This is a genomic window from Streptomyces sp. NPDC053069 (assembly GCF_044546895.1).
GTDB lineage: Bacteria > Actinomycetota > Actinomycetes > Streptomycetales > Streptomycetaceae > Streptomyces.
Map to the genome: position 1 here is coordinate 109,592 of NZ_JBITZN010000020.1, position 23,053 is coordinate 132,644.

Sequence of the window (23,053 nt, forward strand, 5' to 3'; positions counted from 1 at the left end):
CCGTAGGCAGTCTTGAAGCAGCTGGCCGAAGGCTGCGACAGCGCTGGCCACATCCCCGGCCTCCGGAGCGCATGGCCGCGCTGCTACGGACGGCACCGGGACTGCCCCGGTAACGACAGCGAAAGGTGCGATTATAAGCCTGACCTGCCGTCACTGGTGCCGCCGCCCCTTTCTGCCTCTCCCTGCCAGCGTGCGAGTTCATGGCGGGTGTTCAGGGTGTCGGGGTGGTCGGGTCCCAGGATTCGGACACGGTCGGGTAGGAGCTGGGCGAGCGCGGTGGCGGCACTGGTGGCATCCCCGGCCTTGCCTGTCCAGTAGGCGAGGCTGTGCCGGGCCGCGAGCACCTCAGGGTGGTCACGCCCCAGAACCCGAATCCGATCCAGCAGGAGTGTGGTGAGGGCGGCTGCAGCGTCAGACGGATGCCCCGTTTCTCCTTGCCAGCGTGCGAGATCGTGGCGGGTGTTCAGGGTGTGGGGGTGGTCGGGTCCCAGGATTCGGACACGGTCGGGTAGGAGCTGGGCGAGCGCGGTGGCGGCACTGGTGGCATCCCCGGCCTTGCCTGTCCAGTAGGCGAGGCTGTGCCGGGCCGCAAGGACGTCAGGATGGTCTTGGCCCAGATACCGGCTGATGGTATCCGCCAGGTGCTTGAAGTAGGCGGTAGCAGCGGCGACCTGTCCCGTGCCGCCTAGACTATGTCCGGCTCGGAACAGCACTGGGTGAGCATCGGGTTGGTGGAGAGCATCCTCTGCGCGGTTGATCAGCGCAGTGGTGTTAGCGCGCAGTGCCGCAGCCAGAACGGTGTCGCGCTCGGGTTCGGGCCATGCGGCGAGGAGCCCGTCGGCGGCAGCACGCGCCGCTTGCTCCGTTTCAGCTGCTGTGAGGGTGTCGCGGACGGCACGCTGGATCAGCTGGTGGACGCGCACCTCCTGATGGGAGTTGCTCAAACTGATCTCGATCAGGCTCAACCGGCGCAGTGCGCTCAGGGCAAGGCTCACATGCTCCGCTGTGAGGGCACCGGATCCGGTGATAGCCGTGAGGTGGGCCACGGCGGGCGCGCTGGTGAGGACCGTCTTCGGGATGCCATCAGCGGCGAGGAGGGCGGCGAGTTGCAGCAATGGGCGGGCCAGGCCGGAAGTACGGAGGGTGTCGGCGCGGTCGATGGAAAGGCTCCAGGCGGCGGCGACGGTGTGAGGCTGGTCGTCGGGGAGGCTCTCAGGGGCAGCGTCGGCGAGAGTGCGGGTACGGTCGGCCAGGAGATTCCGGTAGGCGGCGCAGCCGATACCGGTGTCGATCAAGTACGCGGCGGCCTGGGAGAGAGCGAGGGGCAGGTGTCCGAGGTCGTCGGCGAGAGCGGCAAGCTGGTCCTCGGGTTCGGTCAGGTGGTGGGCGGCCAGGGCGCGTGTGAGGTAGGCCAGTGCTTGGTCGGGGGTAAATAGGCCGACCGTGATCAGCCGCCGGCCATCGCCGGTCAGGGCGGCGTCCTTGCGGCGGGTGGTGGCCAGCGTGGTCCCGGTGCGGCTGGCCGGCGGCCACCATCCCGTCATGTCGGCGGGGTCGGCGACGTCGTCCAGCACGATCAGCCACCTGCACCGCTGCTTGTCCGGCTTCGGTTCCAGCCAGGCCAAAAACTCCCGTGCGGCGGTCTCGGCGTCGTTCGCGTCGCAGGCGAGGAGTTCGGCGGCGGCCTGGGCGTAGCCGGCGACGACCGCGCTGCGGGAATTGGCGGTGACCCACACCAGTACGTCTAGCTCGCCTTTACTCCAGGCGGTACGGGCGTGGGCGGCCGCGAGTTGGGTCTTGCCGACTCCGCCCATCCCCGCCAGCACCCCGCCCGCCGGGGCAGGCTGGGCGGATTCCACCACGACGGTCCCGCCGCCGGCTACAAACCCGGCCAGCCGCGTCGTCTCCGTCCGGTCCTGGAACCACTGCGCGCGTGGCGGGATCACCCCGACCTGATGCGGCCAAGAGGCTTTCACCCGTGGGGCAGCGTAGAAGCGGACCTCATCGGCGTGACCGACGGCAATACTGCCGCGGTCAGCGGAGACACCCCCAGCCGTGGGTGGGGATGCGTGTGTATCCGGGCAGGGGATGCCGGGCCCGCTCAGCTCCGCTGCGGGCCCGGCTGCTGAGGGCCCGGCGGCGTCCCGAAAGCCACATCGCCCATGGTCCACGCCGCCGCCGAACTACGGTCTGCGCGAATGGAGACGCTGCCACCGACCGCGCTCGCCCCGCCCCTGGCGGCCGCGCCGCCCTGCTGCTTGAGTTCTTCCAGCCGGTCGACAACGTTCTGCAGGACCTGGGCGAAGTCGGGGTCGTCATCGGCAGCGTCCTCAAGGGCGAGTCGGACACGCTGGCGGGCCCGCTCCGAGGTCTCCCCGGACTGGCCCTCCAGGGCCATCCGCTCCAGCGCGGGATCGCCGCCGAGCTTGCCCGCTACCACCTCATGGAGGCGGTTCATACCCGCATCCAGTACCTGGTCGACCTCCTCGTCGGCCCGGCCAGCCACCCGGCGGCCCTTACGCACTGCCCATGCGGCCAAGTACCCAACCACCAGCTCGATCCCCGTCACACGCCCCCCTCGAACCCGCACTGGCCCTGCAACAAACCGTAGCGCCCCCCACCACGTCGCAGAAGGAGAATAAGAAGCCCCACACGACGGCAGATCCGTGACTGGTAAGTGGAGGACGCCGACGCCTCGTCGGCACGGCCGTCGGGATGCGCGGGCCGTTGACCGGTAACCACCTTGGTCAAGGTGACAGATGGGCCGACCAACGCGAGCGAGTGCCAACGATGATGACCACACGGTGCCAACTATCGCGACCGCCACGGCGCATCCTGCCTGTCCGGCCTGCTCCGTCGGTGCCACGGAGCAGGTCAGGGACCAGGAGAGCGCCGAAGCCTTGGCGCCATGGAGCTCCCCGTCCGTAGCACACGAGAGGCTACGGTGCTCATTGGCCCGGATGCCCCATCCCCCGTGTGTGGCATCCGGCTTCGCAGACTGTGCCGGGGCGGTCACCGTCGTCCGCGAGCGGTGTTTTCGCAGCGTCCCGATGGTGCGTTCGGAGATCATGGTCCTGGCCAGGGTTCCGGTGCCCTTGGTACCTCTGGGGTTCGTCGTGCCGAGGCGGCGATGGATACGGGGGATCGGGAGCGTCCCGATGGTGCAGAGTTCCACGCAGACCACGCTTCTGTGGTTACTCCTGTCGTTCGTCTGCAGCTCTCTGGTGGTTTTTCCGGCGAAGGCCGTGGGGCTGAAGGCCGTCGGCCGGAGCGCGCGTGCGTGCGCGAGGACCAGGCTGCCGACGGCGAGGACTCCGCTGCTGAGCGGACGTTGCCGGTGGCGGAGGTTGGCCCGCTCCGCGGGGAAAAGCCTGGCAAGTCCGCGGTCGATGAGCAGTGTGGGCAGCGTGCTGCCGGGGCCCGGGCCGGTGGCCGGCCGAAGGCCGTGCGGGGTGGAAAGACGCGGCAGCAGGGGAGGGTGGACCTTCCCGATGATCTTCGTCTGCGGGTGGCGCTGGGGCCGGTCGCGTGGCTGTGGGCGAGGCTGAACCGTTGGCAGCAGAACCACGTCGCGGGCCGGAGGCAGAGCTGGAGCGGCTGAAAAGCCTGCTGATGGAGCCGGAGCGCGCGCCGCGGCTGCTGGCCAACCGGCTCGCTGACCGCCTTGAGGAGGTCGGCGGCGAGGCTCGGGTCAACAGCCCGTTCGGCTGGATTACGCCGGCGAGGTCTGGTGCAGCGGCCGGCCTGCTCGGCCCTGCGCTGCGACGACGGGATCCGGCTGGACACCTGCGGCAACGTGATCCACCTCCGTCGTGCCCTGCGAGCGCGGATCGCGGCCGACATCGACCGGGAGCTGCCCGGGCTCGGTGCGGCGCGGCGCCGCCAGGTCCTCGAGGAGCGGCTGCGCGAGTACGCCGTAGCCGAGGCAGAGGACTTCGTGGCGCGCCGTGAGCAGGCCCGTGCGGAGCAGGCCCGGCGGGATGAGGCCCGTGCGGCGGCCCGGAAGCGGGCGGAGCGCGAGCGCCAGGAAGCGGCGGACGCCGATGCGGTGCGGCAGGCACTGCCGTGCGAGGACTGCGGGCAGCAGCGGTCGGCCGGGCTGTGCGAGGCGTGCGGTTTTAGGCGTCGGACCGAGGCGGCGATCACGGAGGGCGGGCTGCTCGCGGCCACCTGGGCAGCCGACCTGACCGACCCGGGCGATGTCGCCGCCGTCACCGCTCACGTCCGCACGACGCTGGGAGCCGACATCGAGGCCGCCCACCAGCATTTCCTGGAGCTGATGGAGCCGGGCGAGCTGGAGGCGAATCCGGTCGCTGCGGCGTCCGTGCTGGCCTTCAACGCCCTCCAGGTCGTGCAGCAGGCACTGTCGGAGTACCGCAGCAGCGCTCTCGGGCGGCTGGGCCGAACTCCGGAGGCCGACGCGGAAGCCCGCCGGGCGTACAAGGCCGAGCAGAACCGCCGGTGGTTCCGCGCGAACCCCACCGGCGCGGACGCGGTCGCCGCCGCGACGAAGGCCGCCTACGCCGCCCCGGGAGCGCACAGCCGAGTACCTGCTCAAGGTGCGGCTGGAGCAGCTGCGCGAGCAGACAGCGGACCGCACCGAGACGGCCGCGCCCGCGCGGTGGTCTGCCCGGCTGTCCGAGCTCTCGGCCCGGCCCCTGGATGGTGACCAGGCCGGGGTGGTGATTGCGTGAGCAGCGAGCTGAGCGGGGTCGACCTCGCCCGCCAGGCCCCGGACGCGGCTCGGGAGGCGGCGAAGAAGAACGGCGGCCGCCGCCAGGAGAAGCCGAAGCGGACCCGGACACAGATAGTGCGACGCGACGGCCGCGAGCCGCTCGGGCTCGGCACGGCGATCAAGCTGCAACAAGCACGAGAGCGATCGCAACCTGGATCTGGTCCTGGCCGAGTTCCGCAACTACCAGCAGGGCATCCTGCCGGCCGGCCCGGGAGCTCGGAGCCTCACCGAGTTCTTCGCCAGCATCGACGAGAAGCTCTACCCGGCAGCAGCGTCGGCGCCCAAGACGCAGCGCAGTGACCGCGACGTGCTCAACCTGCTGACCAAACGCGCCAAGGTCCTCCACCTCGGACCGGCGAACTACTGCTGGTCACCGACCCCGCCCGGGCGCTCTGCCTCAGGCTCGCCGGCACCCCGCCGCGGACCGGCCGCTGATCGGGATGTGTGACTCCGCCCGCTGTCCGCAGGCCACCCACCACCCCCGCCACCGGCCCGTCTGGGCCGAGCACGCCGACAGAACAAAGATCTTCATCGGCCAGCTCGGCACCGCTCGCAAGACCGAACGCACCCGGCTCCAGGCCGACTTCGACCGGGCCCGCCGTGTCGTCGCCGAGATTGAAGCCACCAGCGCGACCAAGGACGAGGAGTCCGCATGAGAATCTCCCAAGCCCAGCGCACCGAGAACGAGAACCGCATCCGGGCCGCCATGGACCGGATCCTACGCGGCGAGATCCCACCCGGCGGAAGGTGCGACATCAAGACCCTCGCCCGCGAAGCGGGCGTCGACCGCACCGCCTTCTATGGCAACCGCCCCTACGCGCACCTTCGCGCCGAGTTCGAGCGGCGCCTTCAGGCTCTGCAGCAGGCTGGAGAGATCCCCGACCCCCGCGAAGCCCAGATCAGCCGACTCAAGACGGAGATCACCAAACTCAAGGAACGGCTGGCCCGGTCCGAGCAGACGATCGACGAGTTCACGGACTTCCGCGCCCAGGCCCTGGCCCGGCTCGCCGCACAGCACGAGGAGATCGCCCGGCTCCGCGAAGCCGCCGCCGGAACAACACGGGTCAGCCGCCTTCCCGCACCGCGAACCACCGTGATCGGGACCTGCAGCTGACCTGGGCAGAGGCAGAGAGGATGCAGCCGTGGTCTTGCCAGGCGCCGTTGTGGAGGACGAGTAGATAGCACCAGAACAGCAATGCGAATGCTGCATCCGGGCAGCAGCACCGCGGCCTCCCAGTGGATCTCAAGCAGGGGCATGGCCGAACGAATCGCCCCCCTGTCCCCCAGGAACAACTTACCCTGACTGGGACTTCAGTCCTCTGGGCGAGAGCGGGACGATCCCTGATGGTGGTAGGCCCCGAAGCAACAGTCGTCGCCAAGGCAGCAGGAAGCGTGCTGCAAAAGGTGTCAGATCGAGCCACGAGCACACCGACATGGCCGAACATGCACGAAGCGCTGCTGGAGTTGCACGAGATCCTGAGCGACTGGTGCGAGGCCGCGAGGAAGACCGGTGAGGCCCTTGAACGCCTCAGATCCCAGCACCTCACCCGCGTCACAGTGACAAGGGACATCGCGTCGGTGAGCAACGCCGCACCGCCCAGAAGGAAAGTGCTCGGGATCCCGTTGAAGCCGGGATACATTGAGTTGGCGCAGCGGGACATTGATGCGGTCATGGCCCCATCCGTCCCCCTGGTCCAGCGTTGGAGCGTCACAAAACGCCGTCAGGCAGCACGTCGCACGTTGCGCGGCCTGATGCGCATCTACTGTGCCGACCTACTTGATGAGTTCGAGACCGCCGTGGAGGCTCGTGTCGAGTGGGTCACAGGTCATCGTGACAAGATCGACCACGCTCTCAAGCAGGGGATCGACGCCCGGGAGCTGCAGGTCATGATCCAGGAGACGACCGACACCACCTCCCAGTTGGACACGGTACGGGAGAGCCTGAATCGTCTGATTCAAGAGCGCTACCCAATGGGCAGCCGTGATGGACAGGCCGGGTGATACGCGTCACAGTGTCGTCGCCAGAATGCAACACGCGCTGCTCTCTCCGTCGCAAACGCGGCGTCGAGAGTGGCCCAGCTCAATGACCACGCGAACCCAACCGCACACGGTCTCTGCGAACACAAGCCATACCTACGCCACCTGGCTGCTCCGCAAAGGTGCCGGCATGGAGAGCGTGAAGGAACTCCTCGGACATGTCTCGATCACCGCCACGATCGACACGTACGGGCACCTCACCGTCGAGGACGCCCGCCAGACACGGGAAGCAGCGGGCTGGTTCACCGGCCGGGAGGTACGGCTGTGACCGTCACACCCCTGCCCACGGGCCCGCTCGGCCGGTCCGGGCTGCTGGAGAAACTGCTGGCCGCGATCCGTCCGGAGTTCCGCGTCGATGTCCTGGTCCCCGACGCCGACGACCCGGTGCTGGGCTGGAAGTGCTGCCCGGTCCTGGGCTGCAACCGCGCCGCTCACGAACAGGGCATGTGCACCGGCCATGCCCAGCGCTGGCGCCGGGTCGGGCGCCCTGACCTCTCGGTGTTCCTCACCGATCCCGGCCCTCCGCTCCGGGGCCTGGGCGAGCTCACGCACTGCACCGTCCCCAGCTGCCGCTTCGGCGCCGCCGGCAAGGGATTGTGCTCGCGGCACCGCGACAAGTGGTCCCGCTCCGACAGTGGCTCCGGCGTGCGCGCCCGCGCCGCTGATACGGCGGGTGGCGGTCGAGGGCTGGGGACGGCCGCGCTGGTCGCGGTGGTGGTCGGCTCCGGTAATCAGGCTACCGAGCTGGCCCGCGACGTCGGTATGCACCTGCTGGCCAACTCTCTGGCCACCCTGTTCGGTCTCGGCGTGCTGATCGCCCTGCTCGACCCGGTGTCCGGGGCGCACTTCAACCCTGCGGTCACCCTCGCTGCCTGCTTCACTGGCCGCCGCACCGGGGGAGGCCTGGCCCTGCGCGACGTCGCCGCGTACGTGCCCGCTCAGGTTGCTGGCGCGATCGCCAGCGCGGTGCTTAGCCTCGTAGTCCCTTGCGCTACTGACAGGACTAGCAAGGCGTGGGCGGCCCCACGCCTCGCGCTCTGGTCAAGGGGCCGCCCCTCGCCTCAGCTCCATCGCGGCCGGCTTTGTCAACTCGACACGGAGCCAACAGGGCGGTTGGCAGCGGGGCAGTGGGAGAGTGGCTGCATGTGCGGTCGATACGTCTCCACCCGCAGACCCCAGGACCTCGTACAGCTCTTCCACGTCACCGACTGGCGTGCCGAAGAGAGCCTCGCGCCGAACTGGAATGTGGCCCCGACCAACGATGTGTGGGCCGTTCTCCAGCGCCCCCCGCGCGAGCGCGACGACGCCGGGGAGGTGGGCAGGCAGCTGCGGCCGTTGCGCTGGGGCCTGGTGCCGTCGTGGGCGAAGGACCTCAAGATCGGCGGACGGATGATCAACGCGCGGGTAGAGACCGTGCACGAAAAACCCGCCTTCCGCCGCGCGTTCCTCAAGCGTCGCTGCCTGCTGCCGGCCGACGGCTTCTACGAGTGGCAGCAGGCCAAGGACCCCGCAACAGGCAAGAGCCGCAAGCAGCCGTACTTCATCCACCCCGAGGACGACCAGGGGATGGCGCTCGCCGGGCTGTACGAGTACTGGCGCAACCCAGAGGTCAAACACGACGACGACCCCACGGCCTGGCTGATGACCTGCACCATCATCACCACCGAGGCCACCGACGCCGCCGGCCGCGTGCACCCCCGCATGCCGCTCGCACTCACCCCCGACCACTACAACACCTGGCTCGACCCCGGCCACCAGGACCCCGACGACCTGCGCTCCAGGCTCGATCAGCCCGCAGGGGGCGACCTGGACGCCTGGCCCGTTTCCGCGGCCTTCAACAACGTCCGCAACTACGGCCCCCAGCTACTCGAAGAGGTCACTCAAAAGCGAACACCGAACGGCCATGCCGATTCACGGGACGAGCCGACGGCTCACGCCCGACGGCGTGTGGCCCGCCCGGGACGACGTGCGATGGGTCCCGGACAGGCTCCGCTCCCACTCTGCAGGGAAAAGCGTCTCGGCGCTCGGAGGTGCGTTCATGTGGCGTAGCTGTGCCGGCGGGCGTCGCGCGGTCCGACCCCGCTCGACGACTCGAGGCCAAGCAACTGTTGGGGCTGTTGTGCTCGGCCTGCGCAAGGGCGCCGCCGAGCGGCTGGAAGCGGTCCCCAGCGAGATCTGCGGTACCAAGCGGCACCGTGAGCGGCTGCACCGCTGGATGTGGCGGTGTGGCACGAGCCGCGCATCCACACCGACAAGGAGCTGCGCGACGCGGTCCGGTTGCTGAAGTCGCACCGGGACCCGCTGCACGGGGCGCCCGCGGGCCGCGGCGGACTGGAGGACCGCGCCGCGTAGCCCGCGGAAGCCGGCCGTAGTGCCCGAGAAGCGGTCTCCTGAGGCCGAATCACCTGCCGGGCAAACAGGCGAGTGCTGCTGGGACACACCGACGAGGAATGACCGGGCCTGGGCGCCGAGGCCTACGACTGGTCGGACACCGGAGCCCGATTCCGTCAGCACCGGGCCGCACCGCCCGGTTGGCCTGACCGGCTCCGCAGGGCCGGCCAGGCCGTAGCGCCTCGCCAGGCAAGTACTGCGGCTCTCCGGTCAGATCGTGCAGTGACCGCAGTCGGCCGGTGCCATCTGGCCGGCGTCGTGCACCATCCACAGGCCCGGCCCCCAGGCGGTCGCGTGCCCGGTGGCGCTGCCGTGTGCCGTGGTGGTCACCGCCGTGACCGGCAGTCCTACGGCCAGCGCCGCCGCGCCGACGGCCAGCGCCACACGCGCCCACCCTGCGGTCAGGTGCTTCCTCATGATTTCTCCTCGTGTGCAGGCCGGCTCCGCTGGACGCCGGGTCCGTGGTCCATCGGGCCCGGCCGCCGCATTCCGGCGGTCTGGATCGTTCGCCGTCGACCAGGACGGTGCCCGGCAATCCTGGGCCTCGGGCCGCCCCAGCCGCCACGACCGTGCGTGAATCCGGGACGCTGGAACGGCAACGGGGGCGGCGGCTCACATGGCCGCACTCGACCCCCCGGTGGCGGTGCTGCTCGCCGCCTGGCTGGAGACCACAGCGTCGCTGGAGGACCGGGCAGAGGAGCTCGGAGACATCAAGGGTGCGGCACCACTCGTCAATCCGGCGACCCGCTTCGCCCAGTCCTACCTGCGTGCTCCGGAGACGTAGCCCACGACAACGGGGTCTCGGCCCACCGACCACGTCAACAGCCTCGCCTGAGCATCACAGACGGCTACTTTGCGGCCGGTGTCTGAGCTAGGACACCGGGGCCGTACGGTCCGCGACAACGGCCGCCGCGAGCGCGTCGTCTTGCTCGGTTACCCGGTGGTCAACGGGCACGGCACCGCCTAATTACCCTTGCGGGGTGTAAGTCACCTTGATCACGCCTGGCCAGCCCTTCATCCCGGAGGTGGCGGTAACTTGCCCCGTTTGCTGCCCGCCGATGGCGCCGGCCCCGTGGCCCCCATGGCGCCGCGGCCGCCGTAGTCGTCCCAGTCATCGGGGTTCAGTTTCCCGCCGTAGCCGCCCCGTCCGTAGTTGTTGCGGAAGCCCTCACCGCCGGGATCACCGTTTACCGAAGGTCGGGAAGGGAGGGTCGTGGCGTAGGCGGCGCAGGCGGCGGCGCTGCCGGGCACGGCTGTGCCAGCTGCGCCGCCGTAGCTGGAGCTGAAGAAGCCTGAGCCTTCCCCTGCGCCTCCGCCGCTCGCGGTAGCGAAGTCATGGCCGCCATAGCGGACGGCGCTGCGGGTGCCGGGCTGGCCTTGTCCGCCGTTGGCCTTGGTGCCCCCGCCGGTTCCGCCGGCGCCGCCCTCGCCGACAGTGAGGGTGAGCTGCTCCATGGGGCGGACCGAGAAGGCGCAGGTGACCTCGCTGCCGCTGGCGCCGCCGCCTCCGCCGGTGAGTGCCCCGTTGTTGCCCTTCGGCGTACGCACCCCGACCACAACCCGGGCATCGGTCCGATCCCCCACCGCGAAGTCATTGCGGCTGCCGAGGTCCTGCGGCGGTTCGGCAAGCAGTAGACCCGTGCCCGACGGCCGCACTCCGCATGATCTAGCTTGATTTCATGCCTTTGCGCAGATACGAAGCCCGCGCCCAAAAACGTGCGAAGCCCGTGCTCCCTTCAGGTAGTGGACGGCCCCACGACCGCCCTGATGTCGGGCGGCAGCACCGTCTTCGCATCGATGCGCGCCGACCTGACTTGCTTCGGCGTCAATCCCTGGACCTCCGAGAGGTCCACCCCGAATAGCCAGGCGGCCGTGAGGTTTGCCCCGTGCAGGTCGGCGCGAGTGAGGTTCGCCTCGATCAGGTCGGCGTGGGTGAGGTTCGCCTCACGCAGGTACGCGTCGGTGAGATCCGCCCAAAGCAGGTGGGCACCAGCAAGGTGAAGAGTTCCGAGGGAGAGCCTTTTGCTTTCGCTGACGTGCGTGCGCGATCTTGGACGCGTTAGAGAGGTCAAGGCCACCTGGACGTCTGCTTCCGGAGACGTGGGTAGCGAGGTGTCCGTCGTGGGCTCGCCGTCCGGGGCACTCGGTGCGCTTGGGCGGGTCGGAGCGCGGTCGCGCACAAAGTGGCCCAGCACCTGGGCGGCGTGGGTGGCCTGTTCCGGGGCATCCTGGACGATCTGTTCCAGCGCCAACACTCCGCCGATGCGTACATACCTGCGCTCGGACCCGAGGCGCTCCAGCGCTTTGGTGAACCGCTCGGTGACCTGCCCGCGCCGAGTCAGCCGGTAGTTGCGGATCGTGTACACCGGCCAGGGCAGACCGATCACCAGGGCCAGTATGCCGCCCAGGACGAGCACCCAGGAACCAATCCGACGCAGGCGCCGTATGTGGCGAGCCCGGGCCCGCCGTCGATAGAGAGTGCTCGTCCGCCACAGATAGAGCGCAGAAGCCTTCACATTCCCTGCCTAGGGGAAGCAGCCGCGAGATGGTGGCGCCACTCCGGGCTGCGGGTGGCGGTACACCCCGGAGGAGGCGCCCAAAGTCGAGCGCGCCCTTGCCACCTGATCCGCAGCTCACGGGTCGGTCAGCCACCTTTTGTGGGCTGGTGGCACGGTTCTTACCGACACCCCGTCTCCCGGACCCCAGAGGTGCTGGGGTCGTTCCGGCCTCGCATATGCCGGTAACAGTGGCAGCCGGTTCACGCTGGGGGAGACCAGCCCGTCCGGTAGGGGTGAACCATTACCCGCGTGCGCTGGTTGCGGTGCACACTCCGCAGAAGGCCCTGCACCGCCGGGCAACGCGGGGACTCTCCGCAGATCGAGGAGGCCCTCGGCCGCGTCAGGGTCCCCGGGCTGGGGCCGGGCCGTGGCTCTTCTCGGACTTGCCGCAGCCCCTTGCTGCTACAAGCGACTCCTCAAATCACCATGCGGGACATGATCTTCTACCGAATCCCAGTTCACTGAGCGCTAAGGGCGCTGTGTACGCAGTGCTCACGACACACGAGGGGAGCAAGGGCATGATCGGTCGGGCGGGCCGACGTCGTCGGTCCGCCCGACCCAAGGGGGAGACATGAGGATCAAACACGCATTGGCTGTTACCGCGGCCGTGGGGGCCGTGCTGGGATCGACCGTGGCCGCTGCGCCCGCTGCGCCCGCTGCGCCCGCCGCGAACTTCACACCGGACGGCTGTGGAGACACCAGCAACGGGGGGCAACTGTGCATCAGGGGCGGCCACGTGGGTACAGCGGGCACGTACAAGTTCACGGTCTCTTACTGGAATTCCGCGCACCCCGAGGATCCAGAGATCACCGTCGGACTCGGTATGGAGCACTACAACGAGTGGACGAGTAAAAGCGTAGGCGTTGAGTTCGGCCACAAGAAGACCCAAAACGGATACGCGAAACTCTCTAAGGGGGTTCACATTCAGGCGCCAGAGTGCGTGCGAGGCGTCATGACGTACAAGGGGAAGTTTTATATCACCAAGTGGGTCTGTCCCTGAGCGCCTGTTTTCGATCCCCGGTCTTGAGTAGCTTTGAGTCCTAGGCTTGCTGGGTGTCCGAGGACGCCGGGAGGCCGGGGAACGGGTATGCGGGGGCTGCGATGAACGGCTGCGGCCGGATGCACGGCCCGCTGCCGTGTACTGCTCGGCGGCCTGTCGTGCCAGGCAGTGGCGCCGGGACCGCCGGTTGCGCAAGCGGCTGCTGCTGAGTTGAGCGGCGCCGGCCGGGCCAAGTGTCCCGAGTGCGGGGCGACTTGGGTGGTTGGGGTGGACCGCCGTTCGAACGCGGTCTACTCGCGGCGGTGCGTCACGAGGGCCTGGAGGGCCCGGAAGGAAACGTTCGGCGAACGGTCACAGTGACCGCATCGCGAACGCTTCCGGATCCCGCCCGAGGCGGCTTCGTGAGCGTTCGAGCGTTCCGTGAGCATCCCCGAGACGCCCCACCGCGCCGCCGAGACGGCCGCTCCCTTCCCCGAGACTCACCCCTGCATGCCCGAGGGCGACGACATGCGCGAGACCTATGTGACTCGCCTGCGCGAGTCACGGGGAGAGTTCCGGCCAGGCTTCCCGGATTCGGTCCATCGCGTCGCCGTCCCGCTCCACCTGGTCGAGCGCTGCTTCCATGATGTGGGCCAGCGACGCGCCCGGAGATTCGGATAGCAGATAGAACTCTGCCTCGGCCACTGCGCGGGCAGCAGCGACATCCAGTCCATCGGTCATGACTGGCTAAGGACCGCTCCACGTCATCGATACACAACCGCGGACTGGCCTCGGCCGTGATGGGCACGAAGGGCAGGGACCGCTGCGCAGCCGCAGCCCAGGCCCGTGCCGATAGCGTCACGTACAGGCGTCACCCCGTGACGCTTGCTGAACGCGAACGCTGTCGGCGGCGCCAGGCCCGCATCCGGCATCGAGGCGAACAGACACGGCTGTCCGACCGCTTCCGCACGCCCATAAGGCTGTCGCTGGCGTACCAGGTGTCCCCGCACTCCAGACAGCGGAACCGGGGCCACGGGTGCGGCCGCCCCTCCAGCAGGGCCCGGTACGCCTCGCCTCCGGCATCAATCGCCGCCCAACGAGCCCGTCGCTCGCGCCACGCCCGCGTACGGCACCGGGCAGAGCAGTACTGCCGCGACCGCCGACAACCCACCGGCAGTTCGGCACCGCACCCGGCGCACCGCCGTGCCGTCCGCCAAGCGGCGTTTGCCCTCCCAGTCAACTTGATCAGCGCAACTCCCATAGCTAGCCCTATAAGTTCGCCAACGCCTCGTTGGACACACCACACCCAGAGAAGGAACCGCGTGATCCAGAACCGCCGCCTCAAGCGAGTAAGCGCCGTCGCAGGAACCCTCTGCGCTGCCCTTCTCCTCACCGTCACGCAGGCAAACGCCGCCGCCCGTGAAGTCGACCGCGCGACCGTCACTACTCATGACGGCGAGTGGGTGAAGTGCGCTTCTAAGGGCGACAACATATACGTTGGCTGCTACGACCCCGAAGGCGACTGGTTCCTAATCCAGGACGAGAAGGCGGATGGCTACTCCGCGGTCGTGACCTGGGAAGTGGGGGACCGCTGGGGCGACATTTTCAACGCTGACGGCGCCGCTGCCAAACGCTATATGAACAAGAACTTCCCCGAGGGAGCCACAGTCCGCTTCCGTATCTGCCTGGGTCACTGGGATACCAAGCTGGTCACTTCGGGTACATGCTCCGGATGGGTGAGCAACCCGACCTGACGAGACCCTCGGTGAGCCGGGCGCGATGCGGACGTCTTCCCCTTCCGGGGCGCGGGCGTCGAACGGCGGGCCTCACGTGCCCTGAGCCCCGCCGCACGCGTCGGGGCCGGGCGTCGACTGATCAGCGAATTAGGTCAACGAGCTGTTCGGGGAGACCAACCGCACGTCGGCCGGCGCGCGACTTGGCACGGGTTCCCGCACCCTGGTGATCATTAAAAGGAAACCTATGCTTTAATAACTGTTGGCACGTGCACGTCAATTGCGCGTCACAGGTTCCGAGGCAGATAGATAGAGGGGGAAATTCATGTCGGTTAAGAGGCGGATTTCGATGCTCTTGGCGGTCACAGCCCTGTCCACGGTGCTAGGCACCGCTGGCGGGGCGGGTACTGCCAGCGCGGCAGATGACTGCAGCTACCTCTGGAGCGTAAAAAACAACTCCGACGCCGTATACAGGTTCTCAGGAAATCACGCTAGGCCCAGGCCGGTTTCCACGCAGCTGCGAATGGCCTCGATCGCATCGACTCGCGTCAAACGAGGCTTCCCCTCTGCCAGCAGATATTGCTCGACGCGGTCCCCGTAGGTGCATCCCTTCTCGAACAGGAAGAACCCTTCTTGGGCGAGATTTGCCCACTCTGGTTGCCCCAAGGAGTAGCCAGCGGGAGCAATCACAAGTGTGGGAATCGGCTCCCTGTCGATACGTCGGATTGCAACCTCTGGCATTTCTTCTGCTTGTGGTTCCAAGAGGATGCCAAGGTCGACATCGCCGCAGCGAAGGGCACCGAGAACAGCGGCCCGGTGCGGCATAGGGACGACTGCGCGAGGAGACGCTCTTGCGGCCGAACGACGGGACTGGGGCGCCCTTCGACCCGGTCGGTGAACGTGCTTTCAGGATGCCGCCGGTACGTCGTGAGCGCAGAGTGCACAACCGAGTTGGCGTTGAGTTTACTCGTGCCGCTGGAGAGCCTGGTGCCGGTGGTCCTTGGGGGTCGTGCCGTATGCGGCGCGGTAGGCGCGGCTGAAGTCGGTCGCGCGGGGGAATCCCCAGCGGGTGGCGATGACGTGGATGGGGGTGGCGTGCAGCGCCGGGTCGGTGAGGTCGCGGCGGGCCGCCTCCAGGCGCAGGCGGCGGATCCACGCGGCGACCGTGGCCTCCTCGTCCCGGAAGAGGCGGTGCAGATAGCTGGTGGAGATGTGGTGCGCGGCGGCGATCGTGGCTGGGGTGAGGCGTGGGTCGTGCAGGTGCTCTCGGATGAACGCCTGGATGCGCAAGGTGAGGGCCTGCTGGTGGGTCTCCGGGGGCAAGCAGTCGTCGGCTTCGAGCAGATGGGCGAAGAGTGCGGCGACCAGAGGGGTCACGACGGTGGCCAGACGCGGCCGGTCGGAGGGTTGGTACGCGGCCGGGTCCGCGATCAGCCGGGTGAGGAACTGCGCCAGCAGGGCACCCATGCCTTCCCGGGCCGACACCCGCGCGCCGACGATCCGGCCGGCCATGTCGCGAGGTAGCGGCAGCAGGGCTTTGGGAACCTCCAGCGCCACGGTCTGGACCGGGTCCCCGGTGCTGTAGACGTCGTTGGGCAGCGAGGACGAGTTGATGAACACGTCACACGGCTTGTACGCGGTCTCCCGGTGCCGCCACACGCCCGCCCCGCTCCCGCGTACGACGAGCGATAGGTGGTACGTCTCAGGGTCGGACTGCCGGATCAGCTTCGGCGTGCGCCGGAATACCAGCGGCTGGAACGTGGCAGACCACACGGTGACGGCACCGAGGCCCAGCACGCGCTGGGAGGCACGGAAGTCGTCGACGTGGTCGCTGCGCAGCTCCATCGGCGCATGGGTACGGCCCAACAGCTCGGTCCAGTAATCGAACCGGTCTGCCGCGGGCACATCCTCGCTACGGAACACCATCTCGTCCAACAACAGTCGATTCACCGTTTCCGTAACCGCTGGTCAAAGGCTCTCCCAGGGGATGACGGGCACCTGAACGCTCCGGTTCCCCTTCGCGCCGGCCGGGTGCCGAAGGAGCGCTCACTCACACCACCTACCGGACACGGCCTAATTACTGAGTGTAAGCGCGTTGTCGTCAGGGTGAGTTCGGTGCCGGTGAGGCATCCGTTGCTGAGATCGCTGCGGTACTGGAGTCGGCGAAGGCCATGGCGGAGTGCGGCGATGAGGTGTTCGGGATCGGTGAAAGCGGTGTTGGCCTGGCTGCTGCAACGCAGCAGAGACCAGATGCCTTCGACGGGGTTGAGGTCGGGTGCGTCGGGCGGCAGGTGATATGCGGTGATCCAGTCATGTGCGTCGATGAAGGCCCGCAGGCGTCTGTCTTTGTGGACGTTGAGGTTGTCCCACACCAGCACGATCGAGCCGCCGAGCTGCAGGTGGGCTGTGATGAGGAGGTCGCGGTAATCGGTCCAGGCGAAGCTGCGTCGTCCGCCGCTCTTGTGGTCGTTGTGTCTTCGGGGACGGTAGATCAAACGGGAGCGTTCGCCGGGCTTATAGCAGGTCAGGGTGGCGATGGAATAGCGGCGCTGGGACCGTCCGCGGACCCGGACGACCGGGGTGCGGCCGCGCTTGGCCCAGGTGCGGCGGGCAGGCGACGTCATCGAGAACCCGGCCTCGTCTTCGAAGACGATCCAGGCCCCGAGCGCCGCCGCGGTGCTTCCACGCGCGGCCACACGTCCTTCACCCAGCCGGCCACAGCGTCCTCGTTGCGTTCGACTGCGCGGCGGGCGGGCACCTGGTGGCTGAAGCCGTGCCGCCTCAGCATCTGCGCGATGCCGGAGAGCGTCATGGTCTTGTGGAACCTGCGGCCGATCAGCGTCTTGATGCGGGCCAGAGTCCAGGTCTGATCTGGCCAGCCGTGAGCGACCGGGCCTCTGGACAGCTCCTCCTCCAGCACGGCGAACAGGGCATCGTTCAGCTTCAGGTGGGAGACGGGCCCCTGTGAGCGCAGCCCATCAGGGCCTCGCGAGATCGCGATGCGGGCGGGTGCGCCGGGGCGGGATGTTCCTGCTCAGGTCGTCGGCTGCTCAGGGGTGAGCACGATCTTCTTACCGCTGGCCCGTCCGGTAACCACCCGGGCTGGCGCAGCCGATCCCTAGCTCAGCGGCAGGGGGTTCCGGTGCGAGTCTCAAGGTTTCCGCGGCGGGGGTTGCATACGGAGGCCGGGAAGATCGCCCGACCCGTGGCGTAGATCACTTGCGCCACGGGATACTTCCGGTGCCCGCCGCACAACGTGTCCCACGGAGATGGAAGGACTCGAACCGCCTTGAAATACATACGTGTTCGACTTGGCATCCTTGGGCTTGCCCTGTTCACCGGCCTGTCCGTGCCCACGGCGGCCACTGCCGTTCCGACGACACCTTCGCCCACCGTCGAGGAACTGCGGCTCGACGGGGCCGTACCGCAGGAGATCCTCCGGCGCTCCGGATTCGACGACGCGGCACCGGAGTTCGCAAGTGAGCTGGCCAGCACCCACTCTTTCACACAAGCCCGGCGGATCGTCGTACGGGACGGGTCCGCGCTGTGGCGGCGGGCCGTGACGCGGGCGCGGGGGCAGGGGCCGGCGGGCGGTGATCTCAGCCGGGACGACGACCGGCCCTTGTACTGGGCCCGGTTGGGGATGACACGGGAGTTGCGCACCTGGGAGCCGGAGTTTGCAATCACGGACTCCCAGCGGGACACCTTGCTGGATCAGTTGGAGCGGACCTCGCGCGGGCAGACCGACATCCGGTATCCCGGGCATGCGCACGTGAAGCGCATCCTGCTCACCGGGTTCGATCCCTTCACCCTCGACCGGGACATCCGTATCTCCAACCCGTCCGGGGCGACCGCGCTCGCGCTCGACGGTACGGTCGTCGAGACCGCGGCGGGGCCCGCGCGGATCGAGACGGTCGTGTTTCCTGTGCGCTGGCAGGACTTTGCCGATGGCAGGGTGGAGCGGACGCTGCGGCCGTACCTGCCGAAGGTGGACCTGTTCACGACCGTGAGCCAGGGCCGGGCCGGCCGGTTCGACATCGAGCGCACCAACGGGGCCTGGCGAGGCGGCTTCCCGGACAACGACAACGTCTCTCGGACGGAGACTGTCCCGGTCACGGATCCGGCCAGCCAACCGCAGTGGACGACCACGACACTGCCCTACACCGCCATCGTGGCCGCACACACGGGCCGGTTCCCGGTGTACGACCACACGGAGGTGACCGAGATCCCGGCGGGCGGCACCGATCCCGTCGTACGACCGGACGGCCCAACCCCCGGCTCCACGGCCCGCGCCGGGGGCGGCGGCAACTACCTCTCCAACGAGATCGCCTACCGGGCCACGCTGCTCCGGGACCGGCTGGGCCTGCATGACACGCTTCCCGGCGGCCATGTGCACACCCCAGTCCTGCAGTTCGGCGCCGGCAACACCGACCCCGCGACCGGAACGGTCACCGACCCGGAGTTCGTGCGCAACCGGCTGGACATCATCGACCAGGTGCGAGCCATCGTGATGGTGGCGGCGGACGCCACACTCGTCAGAAAGTGATCTCCTTTGCGAGAGCGGGCGATCGTTGTCCGGCTGTCCGTACGGTGATCGTCGTGACGACCCGCCGCACTCTTGGCGCCTGTCCTCAGGCCGCGATCCGCGCCGCCCAGGCCGACCTCCTCGACGCCCTCCCCGGGGTCCGCCTGGTCGGCTTCGGGCACCTGAACCTCGGCTACGCCCCCGGGGGGGGGGGGGGTAGGCATGAGCGGCTGCGAGATGTCCAGCGCAGACCTGGCCCGGGTCGCGCCGCGGGTTGCGATGGGGCAGGCCGGAGAACGGACGGTGGCGGCCGTACGGCGAAGTGCAGCGGCGCTCCGTCCACGGCGCTGCGGGTACGGCTGTTGTGGTCTGGAACGCTAATTGTGCTGGTGGCAGGAGGAGTTGGGGGGAAGGGCGGGGATTTCTCGCAGGACGACAGGCGGCAGATTCAGATGGCGGTGCTGGGCAGTGCGGACTCGGAGGTGCCGCTGATGCTGCCGTTGGAGGCGATCGAGCTGGACGCTTTCCGTCGTCTTCATACGGACGACACGTTCTTGGTGCGGTCTGCTGCTGGGCGGCTGCGGCGGCCCGTTGACCACGAAGCTCTCCACCGATCGGGCCTGCCACTCTGCCCACCACCCGGACCCGGACGGCCCACATCTGCCGGCGCCGTGCCCGAGGTGTGGCCAGCGCCGACCATCTGTACATGAAGTCCGCAGCCGCCACTTGGATCCGTGAGCGGGGCGAGCAGGCCCGCTTCGACTTCGCTCGACCCGGCGGTGCGCCAGTCGGCTCCGTCGTGGACATCCAGTTCAAGGACCGGGGCTGCGGGTGCACCTGGACCAGGCGGTGGCCCCCGAGTGGGACGGCGAGAGCAGCCGGTGCCGCAGGCGGGGGCCCACGAACGCCCTGTTCGCACAAGGACGACTCCCGCCCCGGGTAATTGAACCAACGTCGGGACCGACGGTTGCAGAACCGTGAAATTTCTCGGTTTATTGGATCTCTTCTTGCTGGAAAAATTCCATCGGTGCCTCATTCGGGGGGTATCGGTGCGACGGAACACCAGGGGGAAGTGTGACAGGGGCGACCAATCGGAACGGATGGAAAGCCAAACAGGGTGGCGATTCATGGACCGTTCCCGGCTACATCGACCTGAAGAAACTCGGTAAAGGCGGCAGTGGCCGGGTGGTGATCGCCCGTCATACCGCGACCGGCCGGAATGTCGCGATCAAGTACCTGAATGAGGAACTGTGTTCGAGGGAGGAATTCCGCACCGCCTTGCGCAGGGAGGCCCGGCTCCTCAGTGACCTGACATCGCCCCATGTGACCCGGTTGTACGAGTACGTCGAAGCCGAGCACGGCGCGGCCATCGTCATGGAACTGGTGTATGGGGCCGCGCTCCGCGCGCTGCTGAAGCAGGAGGGGCACACACACCCGGAGGCCGCCCTCGTCGTGCTGAAAGGATCCCTTCTCGGGCTGGCCGCCGCGCACGGCGTCGGTGTGGTGCACCGCGACTACAAGCCCGAAAACGTGCTGGTGAACTGGGACGGCCGGACCAAGCTGGTGGACTTCGGAATTTCCACGCGCACCGGCCGCCACCGGAACCTGAGTGGCACGTGTGCGTACATGCCCCCGGAGCAGTGGAAATCGGAGGCTGCCACCCCGGCCGGTGACGTGTACGCGGCGACCGCCACCCTCTACGAGTGCCTGACCGGCGTGCCCCCGTTCCCTGGTCCGGAAGTGTGGGACTTCCAGCGCCAGCACGTCGGGGACCCCGTGCCGGTGGACCAGGTGCCGGAAGAGGTACGCGGGCTGGTCCTGCGCGGCATGGCCAAGGACCCGGCGCTGCGGCCCCCGAGCGCCCTCGACTTCCTGCGGGAACTGGAGTGGGTGGCCGAGAGCGCGTACGGAGCCGACTGGGAGGAACGCGGCCAGAACCGACTGGCCGCGGTGGCGGCGGCCCTGGTGCCGCTGGCCATCTCACGCCTGGACGCTCGTCTGGTGGGCTCCTCGGCCGAACTGGCGCAGACCGTGCTGACCGCACGGCGCCGCAGTCGGCTACGCGGACGAGGCGATGTGCTCACCGGGGCGGCCGCCGTGGCGGTGGCGGGACTGCTGAGCCTGGTGCCCAGCGGCTGGGCGGGCGGGGCCGAAGCGCACGCCGGTGCCAACACCCAGGCCGTCACCAGGCTCGACGCGCCGAAGGACACAGGTTCGGCGAAGGGGACGCGGGGCACCGGGCGGAGCCACCCGGCCGCGTCGGCCTCGGACTCCGACAGGGCTGCGTCCGGCGCCCAGGACGGCGACGGCCGCACAGACAGCGGCGCCGGCATCGCGCCCGCCGATGGCGACACCGGTTCCGGCTCGGGTTCCGGCGGTGCGGCCGGGGACGGCGGCACGGACTCCAGGACACACACGGGTGTTACCGGCTCCGGCACGGACAAGGACAAGGACAGCGGGCACGGCGACACCGGGACGAAGACCGACGGCGGCACCGGCCCACAGGACGGGACCCGCAGCGGCGACACCGACACTCAAGGCCACAAGGACACCGGCACCCGGACCGACACCGACCACACCCACGAGAACACCACCACGGAGAAGGGGACCGACCACAGCGACACGGACTCCCACGACGACGGGAACGGCGGCGACGGGAACACCGACGTGGGGAACACCGGTGACGGGCACACTGGCGAGGGGAACGGCGGGACGGACACCACGGGCACCGGCCACACCGGCGGTGGCGGAGGCGTGGACTCCCGCACAGGGACCACAGGTCACGCCGGATCCGAGGAGGGTGGCACCACCGAAGGAAACGCGGCCGGGGGCACAGGTCACGGCCACTCAGGGGTGGGGACCGGCGGCGATCCCGGGTCGGCGGGAGGCGCGGGGTCCGGCAAGGACGGGGGCACCGGCAGTGGCACCAGCGCCGGTGCCGGTTCGCCCGGCGGCTCGGGCCTCGTCTCCGGAACGCTGTCGCTCAGCACCACCACCCAGAACGGCACCACCACCCAGAACGGCACCACCACCCAGAGCGGCACCGGCTCCGGCGACTCCGCCGGAGGCACCGGCACCGGTGCGACCTCGCCGTCGGCTGTGACCCCGCGGCAAGGGGTTCCGGTGGTCGTGAAGGGCGAGCCCCTGTGATGCCGGTCCACCGGGGTCTGTGAGAGCGAGCCGAACGGAGGGGCGAGGATGACGGACCGGGGCGAGCGCCCGGTGAGGCCATGGAAGTTACCGGATCCCGACGTGAAGCCGACCCTGCAGGACCCGGACGTGCAACAGACCATCAGGGACGTCGACGACGCCACCTACGTTCCGACCGTCCTCGACGCCCACTGGAGCAGCGCCGAGCCCGAGCCCGAGCCAGAGCCCGAGTTCGAGTCCGCTCCCGAGCCCAAGCCCAAGCCCGCGCCCGAGTCCGACGTCCTGCACTTCGGACCGGGCGTCCCGCCTCTGGGACTGACGGACACCGCCGTCGACGTCTGGCACCGCCCGGCGAAGCACAGGAGCCCGCAGGAGGCCCGCGGCCTCCTGCACAGGCTCCGCAGATACCGCCTGGCGGCGGCCGTCCTGGCCATCGTGCTGGCCTGGTTGTTCTGGCAACGGCACACGGCGGACCTGCGGATCACCCAGGTGACGGCGCGGACGGGCAGTGTTCTCGGATGCGGTGGAACAGCCGAGGTGGTGGCGGTGGTGAGAACCAACGGGGCGGCCGGCACGTTCACCTACGAGTGGAACCGCAGCGACGGCACCTCCTCGGGCCCACGCGAGGAACGGCTGGCCAGGGGGGAGGACGAGACGAGCCTCCGCCTGCTGTGGACCTTCCACGGCAGGGGAACCGGCAAGGCGACCGCGCGGCTGGTCATCGAGTCCCCCGGCCGGCACACGGCGTCCGCGTCCTTCGCCTACACCTGCCGCTGATCCCGCACGGCCGGCGGTCGCAGCGCCGGACGGCGCGGGGCCCGGCCCCGCCGGCCGCGCGGGTGGTACTCCCCGGAGCACGCGCTGGGGGCGCCCTTCGTAGGCGCCGATGTCACCCGCCCAGATGGGATCACCCCGTGGCACCGTGGACGCAGGCGGGTCCGCCAC

At 69.1% G+C, this 23,053-nt stretch carries 21 protein-coding genes and 3 pseudogenes; 14 read left to right on the forward strand and 10 right to left on the reverse strand.

Translation table 11 applies throughout. The annotated features are described in order from the left end of the window. Positions 1–131: 131 nt before the first annotated feature. On the reverse strand, positions 132–1,946 hold the full coding sequence (locus tag ACIGXP_RS35380) for a tetratricopeptide repeat protein (protein WP_399775456.1): 1,815 nt from the start codon (positions 1,944–1,946) through the stop codon (positions 132–134). Positions 1,947–2,101: 155 nt separating this feature from the next. Continuing rightward, the gene (locus tag ACIGXP_RS35385) at positions 2,102–2,569 is read right to left on the reverse strand and encodes a hypothetical protein (protein ID WP_399775458.1); all 468 of its coding nucleotides are present in this window, start codon (positions 2,567–2,569) and stop codon (positions 2,102–2,104) included. A 711-nt stretch (positions 2,570–3,280) separates the two neighbouring features. Between ACIGXP_RS35385 and ACIGXP_RS35390 the strand changes: the two genes are divergently transcribed. From ACIGXP_RS35390 to ACIGXP_RS35425, 8 genes and pseudogenes are all read left to right on the forward strand, one after another. Beyond that, positions 3,281–3,601 carry a hypothetical protein gene (locus tag ACIGXP_RS35390; protein ID WP_399775460.1) on the forward strand — a complete coding sequence of 107 codons (321 nt, stop codon included), beginning with the start codon at positions 3,281–3,283 and terminating at the stop codon, positions 3,599–3,601. A gap of 129 nt (positions 3,602–3,730) precedes the next feature. Next, positions 3,731–4,669 carry a hypothetical protein gene (locus ACIGXP_RS35395; protein WP_399775462.1) on the forward strand — a complete coding sequence of 313 codons (939 nt, stop codon included), beginning with the start codon at positions 3,731–3,733 and terminating at the stop codon, positions 4,667–4,669. Between the two features lie 506 nt (positions 4,670–5,175). Further along, positions 5,176–5,391, forward strand: a complete 216-nt coding sequence (locus ACIGXP_RS35400) for a hypothetical protein (protein ID WP_399775464.1) — start codon at positions 5,176–5,178, stop codon at positions 5,389–5,391. Continuing rightward, entirely contained in the window at positions 5,388–5,849 is a 462-nt protein-coding gene (locus ACIGXP_RS35405; protein ID WP_399775466.1) for a hypothetical protein, read from the forward strand. The genes ACIGXP_RS35400 and ACIGXP_RS35405 overlap by 4 nt, the downstream gene beginning before the upstream one ends. Positions 5,850–6,178: 329 nt before the next feature. After that, positions 6,179–6,736 (forward strand): hypothetical protein, encoded by a 558-nt coding sequence (locus ACIGXP_RS35410; RefSeq protein ID WP_399775468.1) that lies wholly within the window; start codon positions 6,179–6,181, stop codon positions 6,734–6,736. Between the two features lie 82 nt (positions 6,737–6,818). Then, entirely contained in the window at positions 6,819–7,040 is a 222-nt protein-coding gene (locus tag ACIGXP_RS35415) for a tyrosine-type recombinase/integrase (RefSeq protein WP_399775469.1), read from the forward strand. A gap of 176 nt (positions 7,041–7,216) precedes the next feature. Continuing rightward, positions 7,217–8,650, forward strand: a pseudogene (locus ACIGXP_RS35420) (SOS response-associated peptidase family protein); the annotation flags it as partial. A 345-nt stretch (positions 8,651–8,995) separates the two neighbouring features. Then, positions 8,996–9,124 carry a hypothetical protein gene (locus ACIGXP_RS35425; RefSeq protein ID WP_399775471.1) on the forward strand — a complete coding sequence of 43 codons (129 nt, stop codon included), beginning with the start codon at positions 8,996–8,998 and terminating at the stop codon, positions 9,122–9,124. 249 nt (positions 9,125–9,373) lie between these two features. Here the strand turns inward: ACIGXP_RS35425 and ACIGXP_RS35430 are convergent, their stop codons facing one another. Then, positions 9,374–9,580 carry a hypothetical protein gene (locus ACIGXP_RS35430; RefSeq protein WP_399775473.1) on the reverse strand — a complete coding sequence of 69 codons (207 nt, stop codon included), beginning with the start codon at positions 9,578–9,580 and terminating at the stop codon, positions 9,374–9,376. Positions 9,581–9,779: 199 nt separating this feature from the next. Between ACIGXP_RS35430 and ACIGXP_RS35435 the strand changes: the two genes are divergently transcribed. Next, positions 9,780–9,947, forward strand: coding sequence for a hypothetical protein (locus ACIGXP_RS35435; protein WP_399775475.1), 168 nt, complete (start codon positions 9,780–9,782; stop codon positions 9,945–9,947). 230 nt (positions 9,948–10,177) lie between these two features. Here ACIGXP_RS35435 and ACIGXP_RS35440 read toward each other — a convergent pair whose 3' ends face one another. Continuing rightward, positions 10,178–10,819 (reverse strand): hypothetical protein, encoded by a 642-nt coding sequence (locus tag ACIGXP_RS35440; RefSeq protein ID WP_399775477.1) that lies wholly within the window; start codon positions 10,817–10,819, stop codon positions 10,178–10,180. A gap of 80 nt (positions 10,820–10,899) precedes the next feature. Next, on the reverse strand, positions 10,900–11,550 hold the full coding sequence (locus ACIGXP_RS35445; RefSeq protein WP_399775479.1) for a pentapeptide repeat-containing protein: 651 nt from the start codon (positions 11,548–11,550) through the stop codon (positions 10,900–10,902). 742 nt (positions 11,551–12,292) lie between these two features. Here ACIGXP_RS35445 and ACIGXP_RS35450 point away from each other — a divergent pair. Further along, positions 12,293–12,721: a hypothetical protein gene (locus tag ACIGXP_RS35450; protein ID WP_399775481.1), complete on the forward strand. Its 429-nt coding sequence runs from the start codon at positions 12,293–12,295 to the stop codon at positions 12,719–12,721. 540 nt (positions 12,722–13,261) lie between these two features. Here ACIGXP_RS35450 and ACIGXP_RS35455 read toward each other — a convergent pair. Further along, complete coding sequence (locus tag ACIGXP_RS35455; protein ID WP_399775483.1) at positions 13,262–13,441, reverse strand: hypothetical protein; 180 nt, start codon at positions 13,439–13,441, stop codon at positions 13,262–13,264. 581 nt (positions 13,442–14,022) lie between these two features. Between ACIGXP_RS35455 and ACIGXP_RS35460 the strand changes: the two genes are divergently transcribed. Continuing rightward, positions 14,023–14,454 (forward strand): hypothetical protein, encoded by a 432-nt coding sequence (locus ACIGXP_RS35460; protein WP_399775485.1) that lies wholly within the window; start codon positions 14,023–14,025, stop codon positions 14,452–14,454. Between the two features lie 465 nt (positions 14,455–14,919). On the opposite strand, the gene ACIGXP_RS35465 is transcribed toward ACIGXP_RS35460, so the two are convergent. From ACIGXP_RS35465 to ACIGXP_RS35480, 4 genes and pseudogenes are all read right to left on the reverse strand, one after another. Then, the gene (locus ACIGXP_RS35465) at positions 14,920–15,258 is read right to left on the reverse strand and encodes a LysR family transcriptional regulator substrate-binding protein (RefSeq protein ID WP_399775487.1); all 339 of its coding nucleotides are present in this window, start codon (positions 15,256–15,258) and stop codon (positions 14,920–14,922) included. A gap of 138 nt (positions 15,259–15,396) precedes the next feature. Next, positions 15,397–16,371: a helix-turn-helix domain-containing protein gene (locus tag ACIGXP_RS35470; protein ID WP_399775564.1), complete on the reverse strand. Its 975-nt coding sequence runs from the start codon at positions 16,369–16,371 to the stop codon at positions 15,397–15,399. A 164-nt stretch (positions 16,372–16,535) separates the two neighbouring features. Further along, a pseudogene (locus ACIGXP_RS35475) lies at positions 16,536–17,057 on the reverse strand (transposase); the annotation flags it as partial. Continuing rightward, positions 17,054–17,419: pseudogene (locus tag ACIGXP_RS35480) on the reverse strand (winged helix-turn-helix domain-containing protein); the annotation flags it as partial. The pseudogenes ACIGXP_RS35480 and ACIGXP_RS35475, both read right to left, overlap by 4 nt. Before the next feature lie 303 nt (positions 17,420–17,722). Between ACIGXP_RS35480 and ACIGXP_RS35485 the strand changes: the two are divergent. The 3 genes from ACIGXP_RS35485 (at position 17,723) to ACIGXP_RS35495 (ending at position 22,885) form a co-directional block, all read left to right on the forward strand. Then, positions 17,723–18,979 carry a pyroglutamyl peptidase gene (locus ACIGXP_RS35485; RefSeq protein WP_399775489.1) on the forward strand — a complete coding sequence of 419 codons (1,257 nt, stop codon included), beginning with the start codon at positions 17,723–17,725 and terminating at the stop codon, positions 18,977–18,979. Between the two features lie 1,053 nt (positions 18,980–20,032). Next, on the forward strand, positions 20,033–22,108 hold the full coding sequence (locus ACIGXP_RS35490) for a serine/threonine-protein kinase (RefSeq protein WP_399775491.1): 2,076 nt from the start codon (positions 20,033–20,035) through the stop codon (positions 22,106–22,108). 102 nt (positions 22,109–22,210) lie between these two features. Further along, a complete protein-coding gene (locus ACIGXP_RS35495; protein ID WP_399775493.1) occupies positions 22,211–22,885 on the forward strand; it encodes a hypothetical protein in 675 nt (224 codons plus the stop codon). Positions 22,886–23,053: the final 168 nt, after the last annotated feature.

Bases quoted from the DNA above. Each gene is read 5' to 3' on its own strand.
- ACIGXP_RS35455 (WP_399775483.1), bottom strand. From the start codon at position 13,441: ATGACCGATGGACTGGATGTCGCTGCTGCCCGCGCAGTGGCCGAGGCA.
- ACIGXP_RS35405 (WP_399775466.1), top strand. From the start codon at position 5,388: ATGAGAATCTCCCAAGCCCAGCGCACCGAGAACGAGAACCGCATCCGG.
- ACIGXP_RS35465 (WP_399775487.1), bottom strand. From the start codon at position 15,258: ATGCCGCACCGGGCCGCTGTTCTCGGTGCCCTTCGCTGCGGCGATGTC.
- ACIGXP_RS35400 (WP_399775464.1), top strand. From the start codon at position 5,176: ATGTGTGACTCCGCCCGCTGTCCGCAGGCCACCCACCACCCCCGCCAC.
- ACIGXP_RS35435 (WP_399775475.1), top strand. From the start codon at position 9,780: ATGGCCGCACTCGACCCCCCGGTGGCGGTGCTGCTCGCCGCCTGGCTG.
- ACIGXP_RS35450 (WP_399775481.1), top strand. From the start codon at position 12,293: ATGAGGATCAAACACGCATTGGCTGTTACCGCGGCCGTGGGGGCCGTG.
- ACIGXP_RS35410 (WP_399775468.1), top strand. From the start codon at position 6,179: ATGCACGAAGCGCTGCTGGAGTTGCACGAGATCCTGAGCGACTGGTGC.
- ACIGXP_RS35415 (WP_399775469.1), top strand. From the start codon at position 6,819: ATGACCACGCGAACCCAACCGCACACGGTCTCTGCGAACACAAGCCAT.
- ACIGXP_RS35430 (WP_399775473.1), bottom strand. From the start codon at position 9,580: ATGAGGAAGCACCTGACCGCAGGGTGGGCGCGTGTGGCGCTGGCCGTC.